The sequence below is a fragment of the Apibacter muscae genome (genome assembly GCF_007845635.1).
Lineage (GTDB): Bacteria > Bacteroidota > Bacteroidia > Flavobacteriales > Weeksellaceae > Apibacter > Apibacter muscae.
The window spans coordinates 68,560-89,478 of sequence record NZ_SELG01000038.1 but is presented as its reverse complement, the minus strand read 5'-3'; the positions used below and the strand labels follow the sequence as shown (position 1 = coordinate 89,478).

Below are 20,919 nucleotides of genomic sequence, written 5' to 3'. Positions count from 1 at the left end.
ACCCATTTAGATAAAATCTTGAATTTATGTTTAAGTTAATAAGTAGTACTATTCATGCTTATTCTATAAGTTGGGAATTAAAAATTCATTGACGATTCTCCAATAGCTTTAAACTTATTTCCATAAATATTCCTAACTTTTCTTTAATGTAAAAAGAAATGTAAGACCTGAAGGGATATTTTTCTTAATAAATATTTCTCCTCCATGAAGTTGTATTGCGTTTTTAACAATGGACAAACCTAATCCAGTTCCACCATTATTTCTTGTTCTTCCCTCTTGTGCTCGATAAAATCGTTCAAACAACCGATTGAAATATTTTTCATCTAGACCTTTTCCCGTATCACTATAGGAGAAGTATAAGTAACTTTCATCTTCTTTATAGTTATCAATAATTATTTCTATGTTTTCTCCTCCGTAATTGATAGAATTTTCCATAAGATTCTGAAAAACAGAAAATAAAAGAGTATAATTCCCTTGTAGAGTAAGTGCTTTATCAACTAATAAATTTAATTGTATTTTATTAGCTATTAATCGATCCGATAAATTAATTCTTACTTCCTGTATTAATTGATATATTGAAACCGGCTCCTTTTTAAATTGTTCTTTTGCTTCTTCTAACTTGCTTATTAATCCTATATCTTCAACTAAATCAGACAAACGTATGGATTGCTGATAGGCTTTGTTTATAAATAATTGTTGTTTATCTAATGGTAAAGTTTGTTCATTCAAAGTTTCTAAATAGGCTCGAATGCTGGTTACCGGAGTTCGCAATTCATGAGTAATATTGTTTGACATCTCTTGTTTAATCAAGCGTGTTCTTTCCGCTTTTGTAATGTCTTTAATTTGTATTTCAAAACTATTATCTTTAAATTTTATAGCTTCAATTAACCAAACTTTATCTTCTTTATAAATAGTAATTGAAGTATGGTTTAGATTTTCATCTGTTTTGGAAAGAAATTCTGTTACGGGTCTAAAAAAATCTTGCTTGAAAATTTCTTTAAGTTCTAAAGATGGCTGATCTGTAAGTAAATTTATATATTGAATAAGTTGGGAATTATAATAGATTACACTATTATCAGAATTAAAAATTCCTACTCCTTCTTCAACATGTTGAAAGTGAAAAATAATCTTCTCTTGTTCTTGTTTCAATTGTTTTTCGCTTTCCAGTTTTTGTTGAAATATTTCTTGAAGCTCTTCCCCTACTTCCCCTAAATCATCGTCTTGAAAAGTTACTTGTGCTGATAAATGTTTTCCTTCTTTTACCTGACTTACCAACAATTTTAGTTGTACTATAGATTTGTTAAAACGATTGGCAACAGCATTTAATAAAATAAGTACTAATATAAAAATTATAATGGTTAAGTAAATAAAGGCATTATCCGTTTTAAAAAATTTCTGGGTTTGTATATTGTAAGGCAAAGCAACCCGTACAAAATAATTATCAAACAATTGGGCATAATACATATATTCATGCTGTGTGGATACAGATTTTCTTATATTTATACCTCTATCTCTTAAATAGAGCGTCTGTTTAATTTCTGGTCTATTTAAATGATTCTCTAATTTTTGAATATTTTGAACATCATTGTCATACAAAACTTTTCCATCTCTTGCAATTAAGGTTATTCTTATATCTTTAGGTAATAAATCTGCAAGATGGTTTACTTTAGAAATTTCTAAATTGTTCTTTAGCAAATGTTCTTGTTGAACATAGTTATGTATAATTTGTGTATAATTGGCTAAGGAATTTTCTAAAGCCTCTGTTTTAAACTTTTTTTCTTCTTTTTGCTGAAAAAAAACTAATACAAAGGAGTACAATGCAAAAATTATTAAGAAAGTAAAGAATATTTTGTGTTTGTAGGACAATTTCATTTTTAATAAAGTTTGAGTATGTGTAATTTTTTTTAATGAGAGAAGCAATATCCGTAACCGGTTTTGTTTATAATAAACTTTCCATAATCGCCAATTTTTTTCCTAAGTCTAGCAATATGAACATCAACTGTACGCTCTAAAACATACTCATCTTCGTGCCAAACCTTAGTCAAAATATCGTTTCTAGAAAATAATTTGTTTTGATTTTTAAGTAATAATAACAAGATTTCAAACTCTGTTTTTGTCAAATTCACTGATTGATCATCAATACATACTTCCTTTCTATCTATATCGATTGATAGATTTTTTACTATTATAATCGATGATTTATTTATTATTGAATCGTCAACTTTACCGGTTCTCTTTAAAATACTTTTTACTCTTGCTATAACTTCTTTTACAGAAAAAGGTTTAGTTATAAAGTCATCAGCTCCAATGGAAAATCCAGTTAAAACGTCATTTTCAGTATTTTTAGCTGTTAAGAATATAATGGGTATATCATTGTTATTTTTACGAAGTTTTTCTGCCATTTTATAGCCAGATATTCCTCCCATCATTACGTCTAAAAGAATTAAATGGTAAGTAGAATTTTGAATTTTTTCCAGTGCTTGCTCCGCAGAATCAGCTAAGTCTACTAAATATCCTTCATTTTCCAAATTAAATTGGAGAATCTCTCTAATATCTATTTCATCGTCAACTATTAATAAATGAATCTTTGCGTCCGTCATAATACTTTTAGATTATTTTATGTCGAATATCTTTCCCTTCTGTTAAATACACTACAGCTTCCGCTATATTGGTTGCAGCATCTCCTATCCTTTCTAAATTTTGATTGATATAGCCTAAAGGAAAAATGCTTTTTAAATCGTTATCATTAAATTTTTTTTCAATAAGAACTAATTCTAAGTTGTTATTTAGATTGTAAAAAAGCTGATTTACTTGTTTATCTTCTTTAATAACCTGATAAGCCAGCTCAGTATCTTCCGTTTTAAAAGCTATTAATGTATCCCTTACCATCTGATTAACCAAATCTAGCATAGCTAAGAGCTGCTTACACTCTTTTTGAAAGTAGGAGTTGGAAACATCCACTTTTCTAAGTAAGTTAACTATATTTAATAGCTGATCTCCTATTCTTTCTAAATTGGTGGTGCTATCTTGGTAAGCAATTATCCTTCTAAGATCTGCTGCTAATGGATTGAAAGTAAAAATTGTAAAAACTACTTCCTCCCTAATTTTCATTTCTAAACGATCAATGATAATTTCATTCTCATTAAATTCCATGTACAATTCATCAATGCAATTGTTAGTAAGAAGTTTCTGAGTGATTTGAAGTTGAGTTAACACAGTTTTTGAAATTAATTCAAAATCATTTAGTAATATTTCTAATTGTTTTATTTTTATAGGTAACATGGATGTAAATTTGTATTTAGCTAAAAACTCCGGTTAAGTAATCTTCTGTTCGTTTATTAGAAGGCTTGGTAAACATTTGTCTTGTTGAATCATATTCAACTAACTCGCCTAAATACATAAACATTGAATTATCAGAGATTCGGGCTGCCTGTGACATATTATGGGTTACAACAAGTATCGTATAGTCCTTCTTTAAATCCAAAATCAATTCTTCAATTCTATTGGTTGAAATAGGATCTAGTGCTGAAGTAGGTTCATCCATTAATAAAACCTCAGGTTTTAAAGCTAAGGCTCTAGCAATGCATAATCTTTGTTGTTGCCCACCGGATAAAAAGGTTCCTTTTTTATTTACAGAATCTTTGACTTCCTCCCACAAACCTACGTTTCTCAAATTTTCTTCTACAATTTCTTTTTTTTGAGATTTTTTTAGTTTAATTCCATTTAATCCATACCCTGCCAAAACATTTTCAAAAATACTCATATTAGGAAATGGATTGGGACGCTGAAATACCATACCTATCTTTCTTCTTACCAATATGGGATCAATGGAAAGAATATTATTATTTTTTAATAATATTTCTCCTGAAATTTTAATGTTAGGATAAAGCTCATGCATGCGATTTATAGCACGAAGTAAAGTACTTTTTCCACATCCTGAGGGGCCCATGATCGCAGTAATTGTATTTTCATTGATGGTAGCATTAACTTTTTCTACTGCATTTTTACCTGGAGTATATGATATACTTAAATCTTTAAATTCTAAAATCGGTTGTTTTATGTTTTTTTCTATTGAATTTTCCATTTTTTTGAAATTGATTTTGCTATCACATTTATAAATAAGATAACTAATAATAAAAGCAAAGAAGAAGACCATACCAAATCTGATAAATTGGGATCGTTATAAAATTCCCATATCAGTAAAGGTATTGCACTGGTTGGTTCTGCTACATTCCAGTTAATGGTTGAAGCTCCTAAGGCTGTTACCAGCAGTGGAGCAGTTTCTCCCATAACTCTAGATACAGCCAATAATGAACCTGTAAAAATTCCTCCAAATGCGGAAGGCAATAATACTTTAAAGATAACATTGGTATAAGATCCTCCTAAAGCTAAAGCTGCTTCTTTTAAAGTAATTGGTAACATTTTAACACTTTCTTCTGTAGAACGTATAATCATCGGTAACATCATAATAGCTAAGGCTACGCTACCAGCTAACGCAGAATAAGAATGCATAGGTTTAACTACCCAAATATATACAATAACTCCTATTACTATTGAAGGGATACCCTGCAACAAATCTGTTAATGAACGAATCAACTGTACATAAAAATTATTTTTCTTTTCTGCTAAAAATATACCTGTAAATATTCCTACAGGTATAGATATTAATATAGCCATAGCTAAAATTAATAAACTTCCTGTAATCCCATTTAATATTCCACCCGGAATCAAATCATTACTCATTTTAGCTAACATCGCATCCATAGAAGTTGGAGCAATCTCGGTAAATAAACTAAAATTAAATTGTTTATATCCTTTTTTTATCAATTCCCACAATATAAGAAAAAGTGGAATCATTGAAATGAATGAAATTATGCAAATAATGTAAAAAAATATTTTACTTTTTATTTTTCTATAGGTAAGGTTAGAGGTTATCATGATTTGGATTTGTTTACAGGATTAATAACTCTCATGCTATATTTAGCTATAAAATTGATGATTGCTGTTATTAAAAATAATAATAGTCCTATGGCTATTAATGAACTTAATTTTAATCCGCTTGCTTCTCCGAATTGATTGGCTATAATACTTGCCATAGTGTTTCCTGTATCTCCTATAGAAGTTGGAATTAAATTGGTATTACCGATTAGCATTGTTACAGCCATAGTTTCTCCTAAAGCTCTCCCTAAAGCCAATATGTAAGAAGTAAATATTCCTGAACCAGAAAAGGGCAATGAAACTTTTGTAATCACTTCAATTCTTGTAGCCCCCAAACTATAAGCAGCTTCTTTTAAATCGTTGGGAACCATGGATATAAACTCTGTACTTAAAGAAGAGGCATAAGGTATTATCATTATCGATAAAACTAAGGAAGCGGCTAAAATACCAAATCCACTACTATTTACACCCAAACTTACTAATACTGGGCATATAACATAAAACCCCCATAGTCCATAAACTATGGAGGGTATACCTGCTAATAAATCTACAATAGAACTAACTATGGAAGAAAGTTTGGATCCTTTAAAGTATTCTCCGTTAAATACCGCAATAGGAAAGGAAAAAAATACACAAAAAACTAGAGCTAAAATGGACGTTAATAATGTGCCTGATATGAAAGACAATGCTCCATATTGTTCATTTTTTGGATCCCATTGATCTGAGGATATAAATTTAAAAATTCCTATTTCAGAAAATGCTTTTAAACTTTGAATCACTAATGCATATACAATCCCTGTAGTTATTAATAAAATAATTATAGAAGATAAATAAAGTAAAACTTTAAACAATCGATCTTTCATTGAGTCATCTATATGTAAATAGAAATATTTTAAGTTTTTTAATATTATTCAGCAACTGGTTTACCGTTATAAGTCATGGTATTTAAAATAGCATGAACTCTTTCAACCGCTTTTTCCGGAATTGGAGCATAGTTTAAACGAGAAGCACCTTCTTGTGACTCTGGGCTAACTATAAAATTTAATAAATTTTTTAATGCTCGCGCTTTTTCTTCTCCCCTGTTGTTATAATCTTGCTCTTGGTACACAATGATCCAAGTAAAAGTACTTATAGGATATGCATCTGGAGAACTTGAATTACTGATCATTATACGAGTATCGTCCGGCAAATCTACATTGGCTGAAGCTGAAATACTTTTAGAATTAGCTTCAATAAATTTTCCAGAAGAATTTTGTAAAGCTGCAAAAGGTATATTTTGTGCTAAAGCATATTCAGACCCTATATAACCAATGGCTCCTTTTGTTTTTGAGATAATTCCCGCAATCCCAGGATTACCCTTTGCTGCTATACCTTTAGGGAATTCTAAAGATTTTCCTGCACCAATTTTATCTTTCCATTGCTGATTAACCTTAGACATATAATCTGTAAATACAAAAGTAGTTCCGCTTCCATCGGATCTATAAACAGGAGTTATTTCTAAATCTGGGAAATTTATTTCCGGATTAATCTCTTTAATTTTTGGATCGTTCCAGTTTTTGATATTACCTAAATAAATATCTGAAATAATAGACGATGTTAAATTAATTTTGTCTATCCCTGGCAAATTATACGAAAGAACTACAGCTCCCATGGCCGTTGGAATATGCAAGATATTCCCTCCCATTTCTTTTATTTCTTCTTCAGAAAGGTAAACATCTGTAGCACCAAAGTCAACCGTTCTGTCTTTTAAGCTTCTTATACCGCTTCCACTTCCAGTTGCCCCGTAGGTAACTTCATTCCCTGTTTTTTTAGTAAAATCTTTAAATACTAAAGTGTAAAATGGGGCTGGAAAAGTTGCTCCTGCTCCGGACAATTTAGTGCCTTTTTTTTCTCCTCCGGAATTACAAGCAACTAAAGCTATTAGAGCTGTAAATAATAAAAAAATGTTTTTTTTCATTTTCAAAATTTTAAGCAATAATAGCTTTAATTCGTAACAATTATATTACAAAATTGTTACGATATAGTTAAGTAGTTATAATTAACAAAGGCAATAACTGGATTAAATAAACACATCTGTTGAAATGAATTTTAGATTTGATTTAAATAAATTTATATACCAAAATTTTTAATTTTAATTAGAGTAATGATAAAAAATAAATTATAATTCAGAATTGTAATATACTTTATAGTAAAACATTTTTTTCTCTTCATCATACCCCTGTTCCATAAAATCTTCTGATGATTCTGGAGAATTAATATCTAGTTTTATCTGTATATGAGTATCAAGCTTTATATCTGTTTTTATTTTTCTTTTCTCACGATTCAAAGCTACTGTAGAAACATCAAAAATTTCAGAAAATTGTAAAGCGCTTGTCTCGGAGTATTCTTTTTTGTAATTCTTAAATTCTTCGGTTACCCCATAATTATCCAATAATTCTTTTTCTAAAAGCTCTTGAGAAATGGTCTCGTTTTCATTAAAAACTTGTAAACAATTGCCAATAAATTCTGTTTGCACTTTTTTTCCTTTCTCTTCCAAAATGTATTGTTGCGAAAAATCTGACAATAAATGAATATAATTCTTTGTTTGATAGGCATCGTCTTTTATGTAATCTACATCTAAAAATGATTTTTTCCAATATTCTGATTCTACTTGAGCATCGTCATGGGTGAGTACTAAATATCCGGATTCTTTTTGTACATTCAAAATAACACAACCTTTATCCAAAGATGATTTTAGTCGATACCCCTTTTGTATGGCCATTTCAACAATATCTGATTCACGAAATCTTAGAAATTTATTTTTATTTTCTAACTTAAATATCCCAATACCTTTTACTTTAGATTCTTGTCCTACATCTATTCCTTCTAATAAGGCTATAAACACTTCACCTTTTTTTATTTGTGGATGGTTCGAACGTTCCAATAGATGATCCAATACTTTATCTGAGAATTCTACAAAATCTTTATCTTCATCAAATATATCTTTACATAAAGTATATAAAACATTGAAGTTTATATCTTGTGTATAATGAGTAAATTGATAATATTCTGACTGGTTTTTAAATGGAGTTATGAAGAAAGGTTGCAATTCTTCTTCTTCTTTTTCACTTAAGTGAAAAAGATCTCCAGCATAAACATTCTTTTCTTCTCTTAGCTTATTACCCACTGATTGTAAGGTCAGTTTAGTTATTAACGCAGTTCTTAAATTAATCATTTTAATTTATAATCTTTAAAATTGTGCAAAAATACCTTTTAATTCTCTCTCTTTAAAATTCTTATTCCAATGGAATTAGTATTTTTGTCATTAATAAAGAAATTTGTATGGTTCTATTGCCTTGTTTTTACTTTGCCCCTATTTCGTATTACAATGTTTGGGGATTACATAAGGATAAAGCTATTGAAAGGTGGGAGAATTTCCCCAAACAAACTTATAGAAACCGATGTATTATTCAGGGAGCCAATGGTAAACTTCCATTAATAATTCCTATTGAACATTCTGGAGCTCGTATTATAAAAGATATAAAAATATCTTACTCAAGCGCATGGCAAAAAATTCATTGGAAATCATTACAATCTTCCTATCAAAGTTCTCCTTACTTTGAATATTATGAAGATTCATTATCAAAAATTTTTGAAAAGAAGGAGACTTTTCTTTTTGATTTAAATTTGAGTACTTTAGAGTGGGCATGTAAAATTCTTGATTTAGACAACAATTTTATTTATACTCAGGAGTACATTCAAAAATCAGAAATCACGGATTTTAGAATGTCATTTAATGCTAAAAAAAATGATGAATATAAAAACCCATATTATATACAGGTTTTTTCTGATCGATTTGAATTTATGAATAATCTATCAATTTTAGATTTGGTTTTCAACGTTGGTCCGAAATCTGCTAATTATATTAAAACATTTTAAAAAAAATACATATTTAAATGAAAAAAATACTTTTAAGCTTAGGTATAATATTTACAATTACCTCAGCTTCTTTAACTGGACAGGTGGTTAGTCAACCGGTTGATTCAACTTACTTAAAGAACTGGTATCATCAAAGCTATGAAAAAACTAGTGTTTTTGGAGTTGGAACTAATGAAGCTTTAGACTTTTTAAAGTCTAAAGGGTTAAAACCCTCACCAATAATTGTTGGTGTTATAGATAGCGGTGTACAAATAGACCATCCTGATTTAAAAAACAATATTTGGGTAAACATAAAAGAGATTGAAAAAAATGGAAAAGACGACGATGGAAATGGATATATTGACGATGTATACGGTTGGAGCTTCATAGGTAATAAAAATGGGAAAGATGTAGATCATGATACTACTGAATCTACTCGTATAGTTGTTAAATACGAAAAGTTATTTGAAACCGGAGATCCTAAAACCAACGAGTCCAATCGCAAAAAATATTCAAAAGAATTTAAAGAATACCAAAGAGCGAAAGCGAAATATGACGAAGACTATGCTGAGGCACAACAGAATTTAAACCAAATAAATTCTCAAAAAGCTATGATAGGACAGATGACTTATGCTTTACAAGAGGCTTTAGGTGATAAACCATTAACAGTAGCAAATGTTAAAGCGGCTACATTCCCTAATGATCAGATTAAACAAGCATTCTTACACATGTCTGAAGATGAAGAAATTAGCGGTAAAAATGCGGATGAAATTAAGAAAATGTTTGATGAGCAAATAAAAGATGCTGTGGATTATTATTCCAATAAGTTAAATTATATGCTTAACAAAGAATATGATCCTAGAGGAATAGTTGGAGATAACTACGAAGATGTTACAGAGAAATTTTATGGAAATAACCAAGTAGAAGGTCCTGATGCTTTACACGGAACACATGTATCTGGAATTATTGCAGCAGAAAGAAACAATCATATAGGAATGGATGGTATTGCTGGTGATGTAGCAAAAATATTAGTGGTTAGAGCTGTACCAGATGGGGATGAAAGAGATAAAGATGTTGCTAACGCAATTATTTATGCTGTGGATAACGGAGCAAAAATTATTAATATGAGCTTTGGAAAGCCTTTTTCTCCTAATAAAGAAGTAGTATGGAAAGCTATGAAATATGCTGAGAAAAAAGGGGTTTTACTGGTTCATGCTGCGGGTAATGATAATATGAATGTAGATACGGAATATAACTTTCCAACCAATTTTAAAGATAATGAACATAAATCATTTGTTAACAATTGGATTACCGTGGGTGCAAGTACTAAAGATAGTTTAAAACTCAAAGCTTCTTTTTCTAATTATGGAAAAGAACGAGTAGATATTTTTGCACCGGGTTCTGAAATTTATTCTACGGTAACGGGTAGTAAATATAAATTTTTACAGGGTACAAGTATGGCTTCTCCGGTGGTTGCTGGATGTGCTGCTCTACTTTGGTCTTACTTTCCAGGTTTAACTGCTGAACAGGTAAAAGAAATTTTATTAAAAACTGCTAATGTATCTACAGTTGCAACAACTGCAGGTGGAGAGAGTGATAATAGCCCTAAAATCACAGTTCCTTTCAATGAACTTTCCATGAGCGGTGGAGTTGTTGATGTTTATAAAGCCGTAAAATATGCTTATGAACATTATCCTTCTAAGGAAACTAAAAAATCTTCCAAGAAATAAATTGTTTAAAATGAAAAATCCTGAATTATAAATTCAGGATTTTTTTTGATTATATTTTTGAACTCTTATTAATTTTCTGATATACCTTCAGTCAATGATTTAATAAGATTTTTAAGGGGTTTCTCAACCATAGCAGATATAAACATATTAAATTTTCCATCGAAGCTAAATTGCACATGGCAAGATTGCTCATTAATATTTTCAATTCTAAGGGATAAATCAAAATTTAAAGTTTCTTTGGCAGAGGTTAAAATTATCTTTGAAAATGGTTCTTTTTCCTTAAACTTTAAAGCTATTTCAGGCATACCCTTTAATGCAAAAACAAATCCATCTTCCGTAACCTCAAACTTCTCAGTATTTTCAGGCATAAAGCTTTTAAATTCTGAAGGATTTTCTGCTTGTTTATAAACTTCCTCAGCTGATTTATGAACAACTATTTTATCTCCCTTTATATTCATTTTTTGTATTTTTGATAAAACTTAAAAAAACAAATGTACAAAATTTCAGTAAACGAAAAATTTCTATCCTTAGGCAAAAAAAAAGTTAAAGGTGCCATTAACTTACCTTATAGCCCTACTAGCTTTCAAACATCTTTTGAACTGCTTTACAATTCCAAAGAAGTTCGTTATGTAAATATTTTTTCTAAAAATAAAAAAAAGACTTGGGCTAAATTTCAAGAATTTGCATTGCCCATTTATGCTGCTGGTGGAATCGTACATAATCAGTTGAATGAATTTTTATTTATTAAAAGAAATGGAATTTGGGATTTACCAAAAGGACATGTTGAAAAAGGTGAAAGCTTTGAAGAAACAGCCCTAAGAGAAGTTGAAGAAGAATGCGGAATTAAAAATTTAGAATTGAAGAATTATTTAAAAACTACTTATCATGTTTATTATTCTAAAGATCAGTATTATTTAAAAGTTGTTCAATGGTTTTCATTGTTTTACTTGGAAAATAAAAGTCCTAAACCGCAAATTGAAGAAGGTATTGAGATGGTTAAGTTTGCTTCTAAGAAAGAAGTGTCTACGTTTATGAAAAATACATATCGTACTATTTATGGTCTTTGCAATAAATATATTCTTAAATAAAAATTTTATAGTTAAAAAAATGAGAATAATTAAATTCTCATTTTTTTAACTATAAATTTCAATTAAAAAGAATACTGCATACCAAATTTAATTCCAAATTTATTTACCTTTTTAATATCTAAATAATTTCCTCTCCAGTTAAAATCTACTCTAAAAATTCTTAGATTTCCAAAACCTATATTTTCAATTCCAAACCCATATTCATAGTAAATGTCTTTATTAGGTGCAACATATTCAATATTGGAAGCATTCATGCTTTTGGAACCATCGGAAATATCTCCCCAAGCCCCTCTGAAAATAAGAACTTCTCTTAGTTGAAGTTTTTTAAGTAGAGGTATATAAGAAAATATTCTCCCGTTAAAATGATGTTCCAAGTGCATAGTTGCATATACATCTGTTACAAAGTCATAATAATTTAATAAGGCAAAAGTATTAGGAATGATTCCGTAAGATTGATTCCCCGGTATAACGCCTAAAAGTGATACGGGTAATTTGTTAAATGTTTTTCCAAATTCCGTAGTTATATCGGTTCTACCAATAGGTCCCCAAAGTATGGGTTGGCTATACATGAATTGAACTTTATCATAGTTAAATCCGCTGTTAAAAGCTCCTTTAATTCCTCTTACATATTTTAAAATAAACGTTGGCGCTAAAGTTGTATGTTCAAATCTATCTAATCCATATCGTGAGTATTTGGCTCCCGGTCTAGCTTCAACACTAAAGGTAAGATGTGTATCATACAAATCTTGCTTTATGTTTCCAAATTTATCGTAATAACCAATGTCAAATTTTTCAGGATTTGCTGATTTTATAAACTGATACGTTCCATCTAATCTTAATTGAACATTTTTCCATGGCTCTATTGAAACAAAGGCGTTTGTTTTATTTACAGAACTTAGAAATTCATTACTACCTCTTGATATAATTGATGATGAAGCAAAAGATCTACTCATTATACTTTCTCCTTCAGTTAATGATACTCCTAATTGAGATATATCTCGTTTAGTACCTAAACCAATAGTAAATCTATTGAATTTATTAAACATTAACCTACCTTCTGCTCCATATTTAACTTGCTCATCTTTAAATCCATAGGCTGTATAACCTTCTAGTCTCCACATATCATTAGGAGTAAAATATGTTCTAGCACCCAATCGTAGTCGTAATCCTTCTACATCATTATACCCTATAAATTGGTATAAGTTACCTATATCAATAGCTTTGCCTACATTTACATACCCTGAGGATAATATTTGCACTAAATTAGTAATATCTCTATAAAGCTTTGTTTTGGAAACCTTTGTTATTACTTCGTTAGCTTTTAAATCGTCATCAGTCAATTTCTCTAATCTATGTTCTTCCCAAAATTGATCATTTTGCTTATAGGCTCCTCCAGATATTGGTTCCCATTGTTCATCTAAGAGTGTATCAATTTTGCTTGATGGCTCATCAAATAAATAATTGTCATAGATGAGAGTTCTTTTTGCAAACATGCCTTTAGATTTATCTTTTTTCGTAATTAAAGACATATCCAAGTTGGTGTAATACTTTAAAGGCAAAAACACGGAGTCATTAACGTTTTTATAATCAAGCTCCATATAAATATCTTTTACAAAATTTACATTAATACCAGAAGCTGCTTGTAATGTTGCATGTTTTACTGCATATGTATCGTATGTAATGTATAGGTCACCCTTAAAAGTTAATTCATTTGCTCTGCGGGGTTTGTATTTTAAATAGTAGCATTTTACAGAGTCTACCATTACAGTATCAACTAACATATAATCATAGACTGAAAACCCTATGGTTGCTACAGGACTTGTAAATCCTTTATTAAAGAAGTTTAATACATTGTCATAAATATTAACGTCTTTATATAGGTTTTTTACTGTATTTGCTATAATGTCATTATCACTAGGAACACCTACTGATCTATTCCCTCTAAGAAAAGACTTTTCTCGCTTGGATGGTTTATTCTCTCCTACCACTTGGGTAATTGATTCGTTTAAAAATACAGGAAGATATGTTTTCCCAAGAAAAGCTGAGGTGTCAATATCCTGAACTGTAATATCTAATTTTTTAAAAATTTTCTTACTTATAAATGCACTATCAATATTATTTAAATCAAACTCAATTTTCTCGTATTCGTTATATTGATAGTTATTGAAATTTTTCAATCCATTGGTTTTCTTTCTCTTCCAAACTTCCTGCATAATTCTATAGGCTGGATTTTCCTTTTTAGGTATTCTCTTAGGTGGAAATCCTTTAACTACAACTCCTTCTAATTTATCTGACTTAATAACTTCTCTTTTTTCTTTTTCTTCAATTTTATTTGAAAACTCTACGATTAAGTTCGAATTATTACCTTTATCTAAAGTTACATACTTTACATCGAAATCATTGGTATAGATTGCTAATCTATTTACATTTGAATCATCTTGAATTTCAAAGTATCCATTTTCATCAGAATTTGTAAAGTTCTGAGTCCCTTCAAAAAAGATAGTAGCATCCGCAATTGGTTCATTTTTATCCATATTATAAAGATGTCCATTCGCTTTGTAATAACTTATGGAGTCTGTATGAATAATTAAAGAATCATGATCTATTTTTTCTTTAAGATTTGTTTCATTACTAACTATATACTCAGAATTTGGATTGCTATTACTATTAGAAAAATTAATTTCTAAATTTAAGTTATCTCCTTTACTTAAAGGAACTGATTTGATCGGATACTTATTAGCATCTATAAATATAGAATCGGAGAACTTTCTATTTATGATTTCAAAAAAACCATTCGAGTCTGAATAGGTTTGTACATGAGAATCCTTAAAAAATATTCGTGCATTGGTAATAGGTTCTTGATTTTCTAAATCTTTAAGCGTACCTGTTACTTTTACATATTCCTGAACCAAAGGGTGAACCGGTGAATCTTTTTCAAGATCATTAGAAGAAAATTTGACAATAATATTTGAGTCTTCTTGAGAATGAAGTGGAATAATTTTCTTTTTATATCCTAAAGCTATAATTACTAATGAGTCATTAGTGGTATTAGACTCTAAATGAAAAGTCCCATCAGTATTTGTTAAAATCTCTGCTTGTGGATGATTTGAAAAAGATATTCTAACTCCTGAAATAGGCCTTTGAATATCTTGATTAATGACTACTCCTGATATTTTAACCTGTGCTATCATGACCAATGTTTGCAATAACACAGATACAAATAATATTTTTTTCAACATAAAGCAATAGTTATAATAAAGAAAACTTTCATTTATTTGATAGTAATATCATTTAAACGAAAGTTTCTTTTAAAAATTATATTTTATAAATTTTAATAAGAAATATATTATAACAAATAATTTCTAATGTGTTAATTTTAAATTTTGTAATAGGATATTCATTTATTAAATGTAAGATCATTTAATAATTTTAACGCTTTTCTAAAACCTCATCTATTAATCCATATTCTTTAGCTTCACTAGAAATCATCCAATAATCTCTATCAGAATCTTTTTCAATTTTTTCGAAGGATTGTCCTGAATGAGAAGCTAAAATCTCATACAATTCATTCTTTAATTTTAAAATTTCTTTAAGGGTAATTTCCATATCGGATGCTTGTCCTTGAGCTCCACCTAAAGGTTGATGAATCATAATTCTTGAATGTTTCAATGCCGATCTTTTACCCGGTGCTCCTGCTGTTAATAAAACTGCTCCCATTGAAGCTGCCATTCCTGTACATATAGTGGCTACATCAGGTTTAATAATTTGCATAGTGTCATAAATTCCTAAACCAGCATAAACACCTCCTCCTGGTGAATTTACATAGATTTGAATATCCTTAGAAGAATCAGCACTTTCTAAAAACAACAACTGAGCCGTAACAATATTTGCAATATGATCATCAATGGCAGTACCTAAAAATATGATTCTATCCATCATTAATCGAGAAAAAACATCCATTTGAGCAACATTCAATTTCCTTTCTTCCGTAATATAAGGAGTCATTGAATTAAAATATTGATCCATAGTTAAACTACTAATTCCTCTATCTTTTACCGCATATTTTTGAAATTCTTTTCCTAAATTCATAGTTATATTATATTTATATTAAAAAATGTCTAAGTTTCACTTGATCAGCATTGACCAATGTTTTTAAAGGTACGATTTAATTTTGTTTGCAATAGTTTCAAATTCGTTAACTGTTAATTTCAATTTTTTTTCAAATTGCAAATCTGAAGGTTCATTTAATGGTATTAAATGAACATGTACATGAGGAATTTCTAATCCTTGAACCACCATACCAACACGCTCACATGGAATAGCTTTTTTTACAGCTTGAGCTATATTATAGGTATATGACATTAGTTCATTATATTCCTCTCTTGGTAGTTTAAATAATTGGTCTGTTTCTTTTTTAGGAATTACCAATACATGTCCTTGAACTACTGGAAATGCATCTAAAATAGCTATAAATTTATCATCCTCAGCTATTTTATAGCAAGGAATTTCACCAATTATGATTTTAGAAAATATACTGCTCATGGGTATTATTCTAATGAAATTTCTAAAATTTCAAAATCAATTTGATTTCCATTGGGTAAAGTTATTTGGGCTGTCTCTCCCACTTCTTTACCTAAAAGACCCTTTGCTATAGGAGTATGTACTGATATTTTATTTGCTTTCAAATCAGTTTCTGTATCAGGAACCAAGGTATACTTTAGCTCTTGCCCATTGGCTTTATTTTTTATTTTCACAGAACATAATATAGCAACTTTTGAAGTATCTAACTGGGATTGATCAATAACTTTTGAATTTGAAATAATATCTTTTAATTTAGCTATTCGCATTTCTAACATACCTTGAGCTTCTTTTGCTGCATCATATTCAGCATTTTCAGATAAATCACCTTTATCTCTTGCTTCAGCTATTTGTTGCGTAATTTTAGGTCTTTCAATTTGTTCTAATTGTTCTAGTTCTTTTCGCAATTTTCCCAAACCTTCTTTCGTTACATAACTCATGATACTTATATTTTTATTAATTTAGTATATATATAAAAAATAATCCGACTTTATATTTTCGCCGGATTATTTGAACTACAAAATTAAAGAATTTTATTATGATAAAAAAAAATATTAATCTCTTCTTATTTTTTTTAATTTTTTCATTGTTTACCCATTGCACAAATGGCGATAAAACAATAAGTTGTTTTCCCAACACAAGTATAAATGTTGCATTAGATTTAGGTTTACCTAGCAACCAAAATCTTGCAAGTATTAATGGTTATGTTTATGTACCGGCTGGTCCATTGTCTGGAACACGTGGGCTTATAGTAATTAATACATCTCAAGGCTTTGTAGCCTACGACAGAAACGCCCCTCACATTTGCCCATCAGAATCTAGCACTTTAGAGGTTGTGGATGACTTTTATATTTTATGTCCTGACGATGGTGCTCAATGGTTATTTAATGGACAGCCTATTGGAGACAAAGCTGCTGGAAGACCACCAAAATCTTATCCAGCACAATTAATTGGAAACATGGTATATATCAATTACAATTAATTTATTTTAAATTTGTTCGCAAGGATCATTTTCCTTTTTAAAAAAAATTTAAAATTTATTAACTAATAAATGTTTGACAATAAAAATTTATTTAAAACTCCTATTTCAGAATATGGAGAATTTGGTCTTATAGAGCATCTTACCAAGAACCTTTCACTATTTAATTCCTCAACTCTTAAAAGTATAGGAGATGACGCATGTGTTTTAGATTCAAAAAATAAAGAAGTTTTAGTTAGCTCCGATACACTTGTCGAAAATATTCATTTTAACCTTACATACACTCCTTTAAAACATTTAGGATATAAAGCAGTGGTTGTAGGAATAAGTGATATCATTGCTATGAATGCGATACCAGAACAAATATTAATATCTATAGCTATATCAAATCGATTTCCTGTTGAAGCATTAGATGAAATCTATGCGGGTATTTCAACTGCATGCAATTTCTACAAAATTGATTTAGTAGGTGGGGATACAACTTCTTCAAACCTTGGATTAGTTATAAACATCACTGCTATTGGATATGCAAAAAAGGAAGATATCGTTTATAGAAATGGTGCAAAACCCAATGATTTACTTGTTGTTACAGGGGATTTGGGAGGAGCATACTTTGGATTACAAGTACTTGAAAGAGAAAATGTCGCTTTTAAAGCAAATCCTAATTTACAACCAGATTTAAATGATTATACATACTTATTAGAAAGACAGCTTAAACCTGAAGCTCGGGTTGAAATTAAGAATCTATTGGAGGAAATGCAAGTACACCCTACTTCAATGATTGATATTTCTGATGGATTAGCTTCTGAAATTCTACATCTATCGCAAAAAAGCAATGTTGGTTTTTCTATTTATGAAGATAAAATACCTATGGATAATCAAGTTATATCCACAGCCTCTGAGTTTGGAATAAATCCTGTAACGGGTGTATTGAATGGAGGGGAAGATTATGAAATACTATTTACAATACCCGTAAGTGAACACGACAAAATCAAGCATAATCCAAATTTTTCAATTATTGGCCATGCAACACAAAATAATAAAAACTTTTTAGTAACTAAAGGCCAAAATGAAATTATTCCATTAAGGGCCCAAGGTTGGGAAGCCTATTTGAAAAACTAATTATTAACATTCTCACTGAAATTAAAACTTGTTTAAATCAAACATATTAGTATCTTTGCGAGATTAAAAAATAAAATTTTGGGACGGGTTCCCACTAATACATTTAATTTATGGCAGTTAAAATCAGATTACAAAGACACGGAAAGAAAGGTAAACCTGTTTATCACATTGTAGTGGCAGACTCTAGATCTAAAAGAGATGGTAAAAACATTGAAAAATTAGGTATCTATGTACCTACAACTAACCCAGCAACAATTGAGTTAAATTTAGACAAAGCGGTTGATTGGTTAGAAAAAGGTGCACAACCTTCTGACACAGCTAAAAGTATTCTTTCATTTAAAGGTGCATTATTAAAAAAACATTTAAATGGTGGAGTAAAAAAAGGTGCATTTTCTGCTGAAGATGCTGAAAAAAAATTCCAAGATTGGTTAGAACATAAAGAAAAAAGTATTCTAACTAAAAAAGAAAAATTAGTTTCATCTAAAGAACAAGCTAAAAAAGAAAAGTTTGAAGCTGAGAAAAAAATTAATGAAGCTCGTATAGCAGCACAACAAAAAGCTCTTGAAGAAGAAAACCAAGAAATAGCTAATGATGCTGAAGCTCCAGTAACTGAAGAAAATACTTCCGCAGATACTGAAGAAAATAAAAATGAAGAAACCAACGCTTAATAGCTTATGCTTTTAAAAGATTGTTACTATGTAGGCACAATCACTAAAACTCATGGTTTAAAAGGACATCTAGTTGCTAAATTAGATACTGATGAGCCAGAGGTATATGAAAATTTAGAATCGGTATTTATAAATATAAATGGAATGCCGATTCCTTTTTTTTTAGTAGAATGTCAGCTTCTTAATAAGAATTCTTTACGAATAAAATTTGAAAATACTTCTTTAAATTCACAAGAATTAATAGGCAAAGATATATATCTACCTTTAGAATTTTTACCTCAACTATCAGGAAAGCAATTTTATTACCATGAGGTAATAAATTTTAATATACTAGATCAAAATAATATTTCTGTTGGTAAAATTATTGAAATTAATGATCAATCCCCACAATCATTATTTAGTATTGAACTTTTAAATTCTAAAAATATTTACATCCCTATTATAAATGATTGGATTATTGAAGTAAATAGAAAAGAACAGTATATTAAAATGAATTTGCCAGAAGGTATTCTGGATATATAAGAGTCCTTATCTATTATATAAATTTAAAACCTTATACACAAAATACTTTATAAATGGAATATTTAGATTTTGAACTTCCTATAAAAGATTTGGAAGAGCAATTGAGTAAATGTATTGCTCTAGGTAAAGAAAGTGGAATTAATATTGACTCCGCTTACAAAGAAATTGAGGAAAAAATTATAAAAACCAAACATAACATTTACGATAAGTTAACCCCATGGCAAACTGTTCAATTATCTAGACATCCTAGCCGCCCCTACTCTTTAGATTACTGCATGTCAATCACCGATAATACCTTCATTGAATTACACGGGGATAGAAATTATGCCGATGATAAAGCTATGATAGGTGGAATAGGCAAAATAGATGGCAAAAGTTTTATGATCATCGGGCAACAAAAAGGTAAGAATACTAAAGAAAGACAATTCAGACGTTTTGGTATGCCTAATCCTGATGGTTATAGAAAAGCTTTACGTCTAATGAAAATGGCTGAAAAATTTAATATCCCAATTTTAACCTTAATTGATACTCCTGGAGCTTATCCTGGACTTGAAGCTGAAGAAAGAGGGCAAGGCGAAGCTATTGCAAATAACATACGCCAAATGTGTAGTATTGAGGTACCGATAATTTCTGTAGTTATAGGTGAAGGGGCTAGCGGAGGTGCTTTAGGCATTGGTGTCGGTAATAAAGTTTATATGATGGAATACAGTTGGTACTCTGTAATCTCTCCTGAAAGTTGTTCATCAATTTTATTTAGAAGTTGGGAATATAAAGAAGTTGCTGCAGAAAGTTTAAAACTAACCCCAAAACATTCTTACGAATTAGGGATTATTGACGGTATAATTAAAGAACCTTTAGGAGGTGCACACTATCAACCTCAAGAAGCTTTTAATTCATTGAAATCAAAAATCTTAGATGCTTATAATGAACTTGAAAAATTAAGTCCAGAAGAATTAGTTGAACATAGACAAAATAAATTTATCAATATAGGAGATTATAACGGCTAAATACAAATAATAAATAACAAAGCACTAAAAAATTTAGTGCTTTTTTTGTATATTCATTTTTAATAGAATATCATGCTTATAAAAAATTAAAACTATAGGGATCAATTCTAAAATAAAAAGCCCTACTTTAAAATTAAAGTAGGGCTAAAACTAACTACTATGAAAATTCACTGCCTTATGAATACTTTTTAATATTCAATTTACGTGCCAATTCATAACTATAAACGGATTATTATAATATGAACTTAAATTCAATTTATAAGATTAAAATGTATGAATCAAATTACTATAGTATAATTCTTAATATATAAAAAACCCTACTTTAAAAAATTAAAGTAGGGTTAAAACTAACTACTATGAAAATTCACTGCCTTATGAATACCTGTTTAT

General features: G+C 29.5%; 21 protein-coding genes. 8 read left to right on the top strand and 13 right to left on the bottom strand.

The annotated features are described in order from the left end of the window. Positions 1-132: 132 nt before the first annotated feature. From ETU08_RS09025 to ETU08_RS08990, 8 genes are all read right to left on the bottom strand, one after another. A complete protein-coding gene (locus ETU08_RS09025) occupies positions 133-1,872 on the bottom strand; it encodes a sensor histidine kinase (RefSeq protein WP_146262701.1) in 1,740 nt (579 codons plus the stop codon). Positions 1,873-1,904: 32 nt separating this feature from the next. Next, entirely contained in the window at positions 1,905-2,600 is a 696-nt protein-coding gene (locus tag ETU08_RS09020) for a two-component system response regulator PhoB (protein WP_146262700.1), read from the bottom strand. Positions 2,601-2,607: 7 nt separating this feature from the next. Beyond that, positions 2,608-3,282, bottom strand: coding sequence for a phosphate signaling complex protein PhoU (phoU, locus tag ETU08_RS09015; protein ID WP_146262699.1), 675 nt, complete (start codon positions 3,280-3,282; stop codon positions 2,608-2,610). Positions 3,283-3,298: 16 nt separating this feature from the next. Continuing rightward, positions 3,299-4,084 (bottom strand): phosphate ABC transporter ATP-binding protein PstB, encoded by a 786-nt coding sequence (pstB, locus tag ETU08_RS09010; protein ID WP_146262698.1) that lies wholly within the window; start codon positions 4,082-4,084, stop codon positions 3,299-3,301. Next, complete coding sequence (gene pstA / locus ETU08_RS09005) at positions 4,069-4,938, bottom strand: phosphate ABC transporter permease PstA (protein ID WP_146262697.1); 870 nt, start codon at positions 4,936-4,938, stop codon at positions 4,069-4,071. The genes pstB and pstA overlap by 16 nt, the downstream gene beginning before the upstream one ends. Further along, a complete protein-coding gene (pstC, locus tag ETU08_RS09000; protein ID WP_146262696.1) occupies positions 4,935-5,801 on the bottom strand; it encodes a phosphate ABC transporter permease subunit PstC in 867 nt (288 codons plus the stop codon). Before pstC ends, pstA begins: the two co-directional genes overlap by 4 nt. A gap of 44 nt (positions 5,802-5,845) precedes the next feature. Further along, complete coding sequence (gene pstS / locus ETU08_RS08995; protein ID WP_146262695.1) at positions 5,846-6,895, bottom strand: phosphate ABC transporter substrate-binding protein PstS; 1,050 nt, start codon at positions 6,893-6,895, stop codon at positions 5,846-5,848. A 201-nt stretch (positions 6,896-7,096) separates the two neighbouring features. Then, on the bottom strand, positions 7,097-8,152 hold the full coding sequence (locus tag ETU08_RS08990) for a nucleoid-associated protein (RefSeq protein ID WP_146262694.1): 1,056 nt from the start codon (positions 8,150-8,152) through the stop codon (positions 7,097-7,099). A 107-nt stretch (positions 8,153-8,259) separates the two neighbouring features. On the opposite strand from ETU08_RS08990, the gene ETU08_RS08985 reads away from it, so the two are divergent. Then, positions 8,260-8,856 carry a WbqC family protein gene (locus ETU08_RS08985; protein ID WP_146262693.1) on the top strand — a complete coding sequence of 199 codons (597 nt, stop codon included), beginning with the start codon at positions 8,260-8,262 and terminating at the stop codon, positions 8,854-8,856. A gap of 17 nt (positions 8,857-8,873) precedes the next feature. Then, a complete protein-coding gene (locus tag ETU08_RS08980; RefSeq protein ID WP_146262692.1) occupies positions 8,874-10,565 on the top strand; it encodes a S8 family peptidase in 1,692 nt (563 codons plus the stop codon). Between the two features lie 68 nt (positions 10,566-10,633). Here the strand turns inward: ETU08_RS08980 and ETU08_RS08975 are convergent, their stop codons facing one another. Then, on the bottom strand, positions 10,634-11,023 hold the full coding sequence (locus ETU08_RS08975) for an SRPBCC family protein (protein ID WP_146262691.1): 390 nt from the start codon (positions 11,021-11,023) through the stop codon (positions 10,634-10,636). A gap of 33 nt (positions 11,024-11,056) precedes the next feature. On the opposite strand from ETU08_RS08975, the gene ETU08_RS08970 reads away from it, so the two are divergent. Next, entirely contained in the window at positions 11,057-11,653 is a 597-nt protein-coding gene (locus tag ETU08_RS08970; RefSeq protein ID WP_146262690.1) for an NUDIX hydrolase, read from the top strand. Positions 11,654-11,715: 62 nt separating this feature from the next. On the opposite strand, the gene ETU08_RS08965 is transcribed toward ETU08_RS08970, so the two are convergent. The 4 genes from ETU08_RS08965 to greA form a co-directional block, all read right to left on the bottom strand. Further along, positions 11,716-14,892 (bottom strand): DUF5686 family protein, encoded by a 3,177-nt coding sequence (locus tag ETU08_RS08965; protein ID WP_146262689.1) that lies wholly within the window; start codon positions 14,890-14,892, stop codon positions 11,716-11,718. A gap of 190 nt (positions 14,893-15,082) precedes the next feature. Then, the gene (gene clpP / locus ETU08_RS08960) at positions 15,083-15,742 is read right to left on the bottom strand and encodes an ATP-dependent Clp endopeptidase proteolytic subunit ClpP (protein WP_146262688.1); all 660 of its coding nucleotides are present in this window, start codon (positions 15,740-15,742) and stop codon (positions 15,083-15,085) included. A 63-nt stretch (positions 15,743-15,805) separates the two neighbouring features. Further along, positions 15,806-16,195, bottom strand: a complete 390-nt coding sequence (locus ETU08_RS08955; protein WP_146262687.1) for an HIT family protein — start codon at positions 16,193-16,195, stop codon at positions 15,806-15,808. 5 nt (positions 16,196-16,200) lie between these two features. After that, entirely contained in the window at positions 16,201-16,671 is a 471-nt protein-coding gene (gene greA, locus ETU08_RS08950; RefSeq protein ID WP_146262686.1) for a transcription elongation factor GreA, read from the bottom strand. A 98-nt stretch (positions 16,672-16,769) separates the two neighbouring features. Here greA and ETU08_RS08945 point away from each other — a divergent pair, with 98 nt between their 5' ends. The 5 genes from ETU08_RS08945 (at position 16,770) to ETU08_RS08925 (ending at position 20,529) form a co-directional block, all read left to right on the top strand. After that, positions 16,770-17,213, top strand: coding sequence for a Rieske (2Fe-2S) protein (locus ETU08_RS08945; RefSeq protein WP_146262685.1), 444 nt, complete (start codon positions 16,770-16,772; stop codon positions 17,211-17,213). Between the two features lie 69 nt (positions 17,214-17,282). Then, positions 17,283-18,332: a thiamine-phosphate kinase gene (gene thiL / locus ETU08_RS08940; RefSeq protein WP_146262684.1), complete on the top strand. Its 1,050-nt coding sequence runs from the start codon at positions 17,283-17,285 to the stop codon at positions 18,330-18,332. A gap of 110 nt (positions 18,333-18,442) precedes the next feature. Continuing rightward, positions 18,443-19,000 carry a 30S ribosomal protein S16 gene (locus tag ETU08_RS08935; protein WP_146262683.1) on the top strand — a complete coding sequence of 186 codons (558 nt, stop codon included), beginning with the start codon at positions 18,443-18,445 and terminating at the stop codon, positions 18,998-19,000. Between the two features lie 6 nt (positions 19,001-19,006). After that, the gene (rimM, locus tag ETU08_RS08930; protein ID WP_146262682.1) at positions 19,007-19,522 is read left to right on the top strand and encodes a ribosome maturation factor RimM; all 516 of its coding nucleotides are present in this window, start codon (positions 19,007-19,009) and stop codon (positions 19,520-19,522) included. 53 nt (positions 19,523-19,575) lie between these two features. Beyond that, a complete protein-coding gene (locus ETU08_RS08925) occupies positions 19,576-20,529 on the top strand; it encodes an acetyl-CoA carboxylase carboxyltransferase subunit alpha (RefSeq protein ID WP_146262681.1) in 954 nt (317 codons plus the stop codon). The last annotated feature ends 390 nt before the right edge of the window (positions 20,530-20,919 follow it).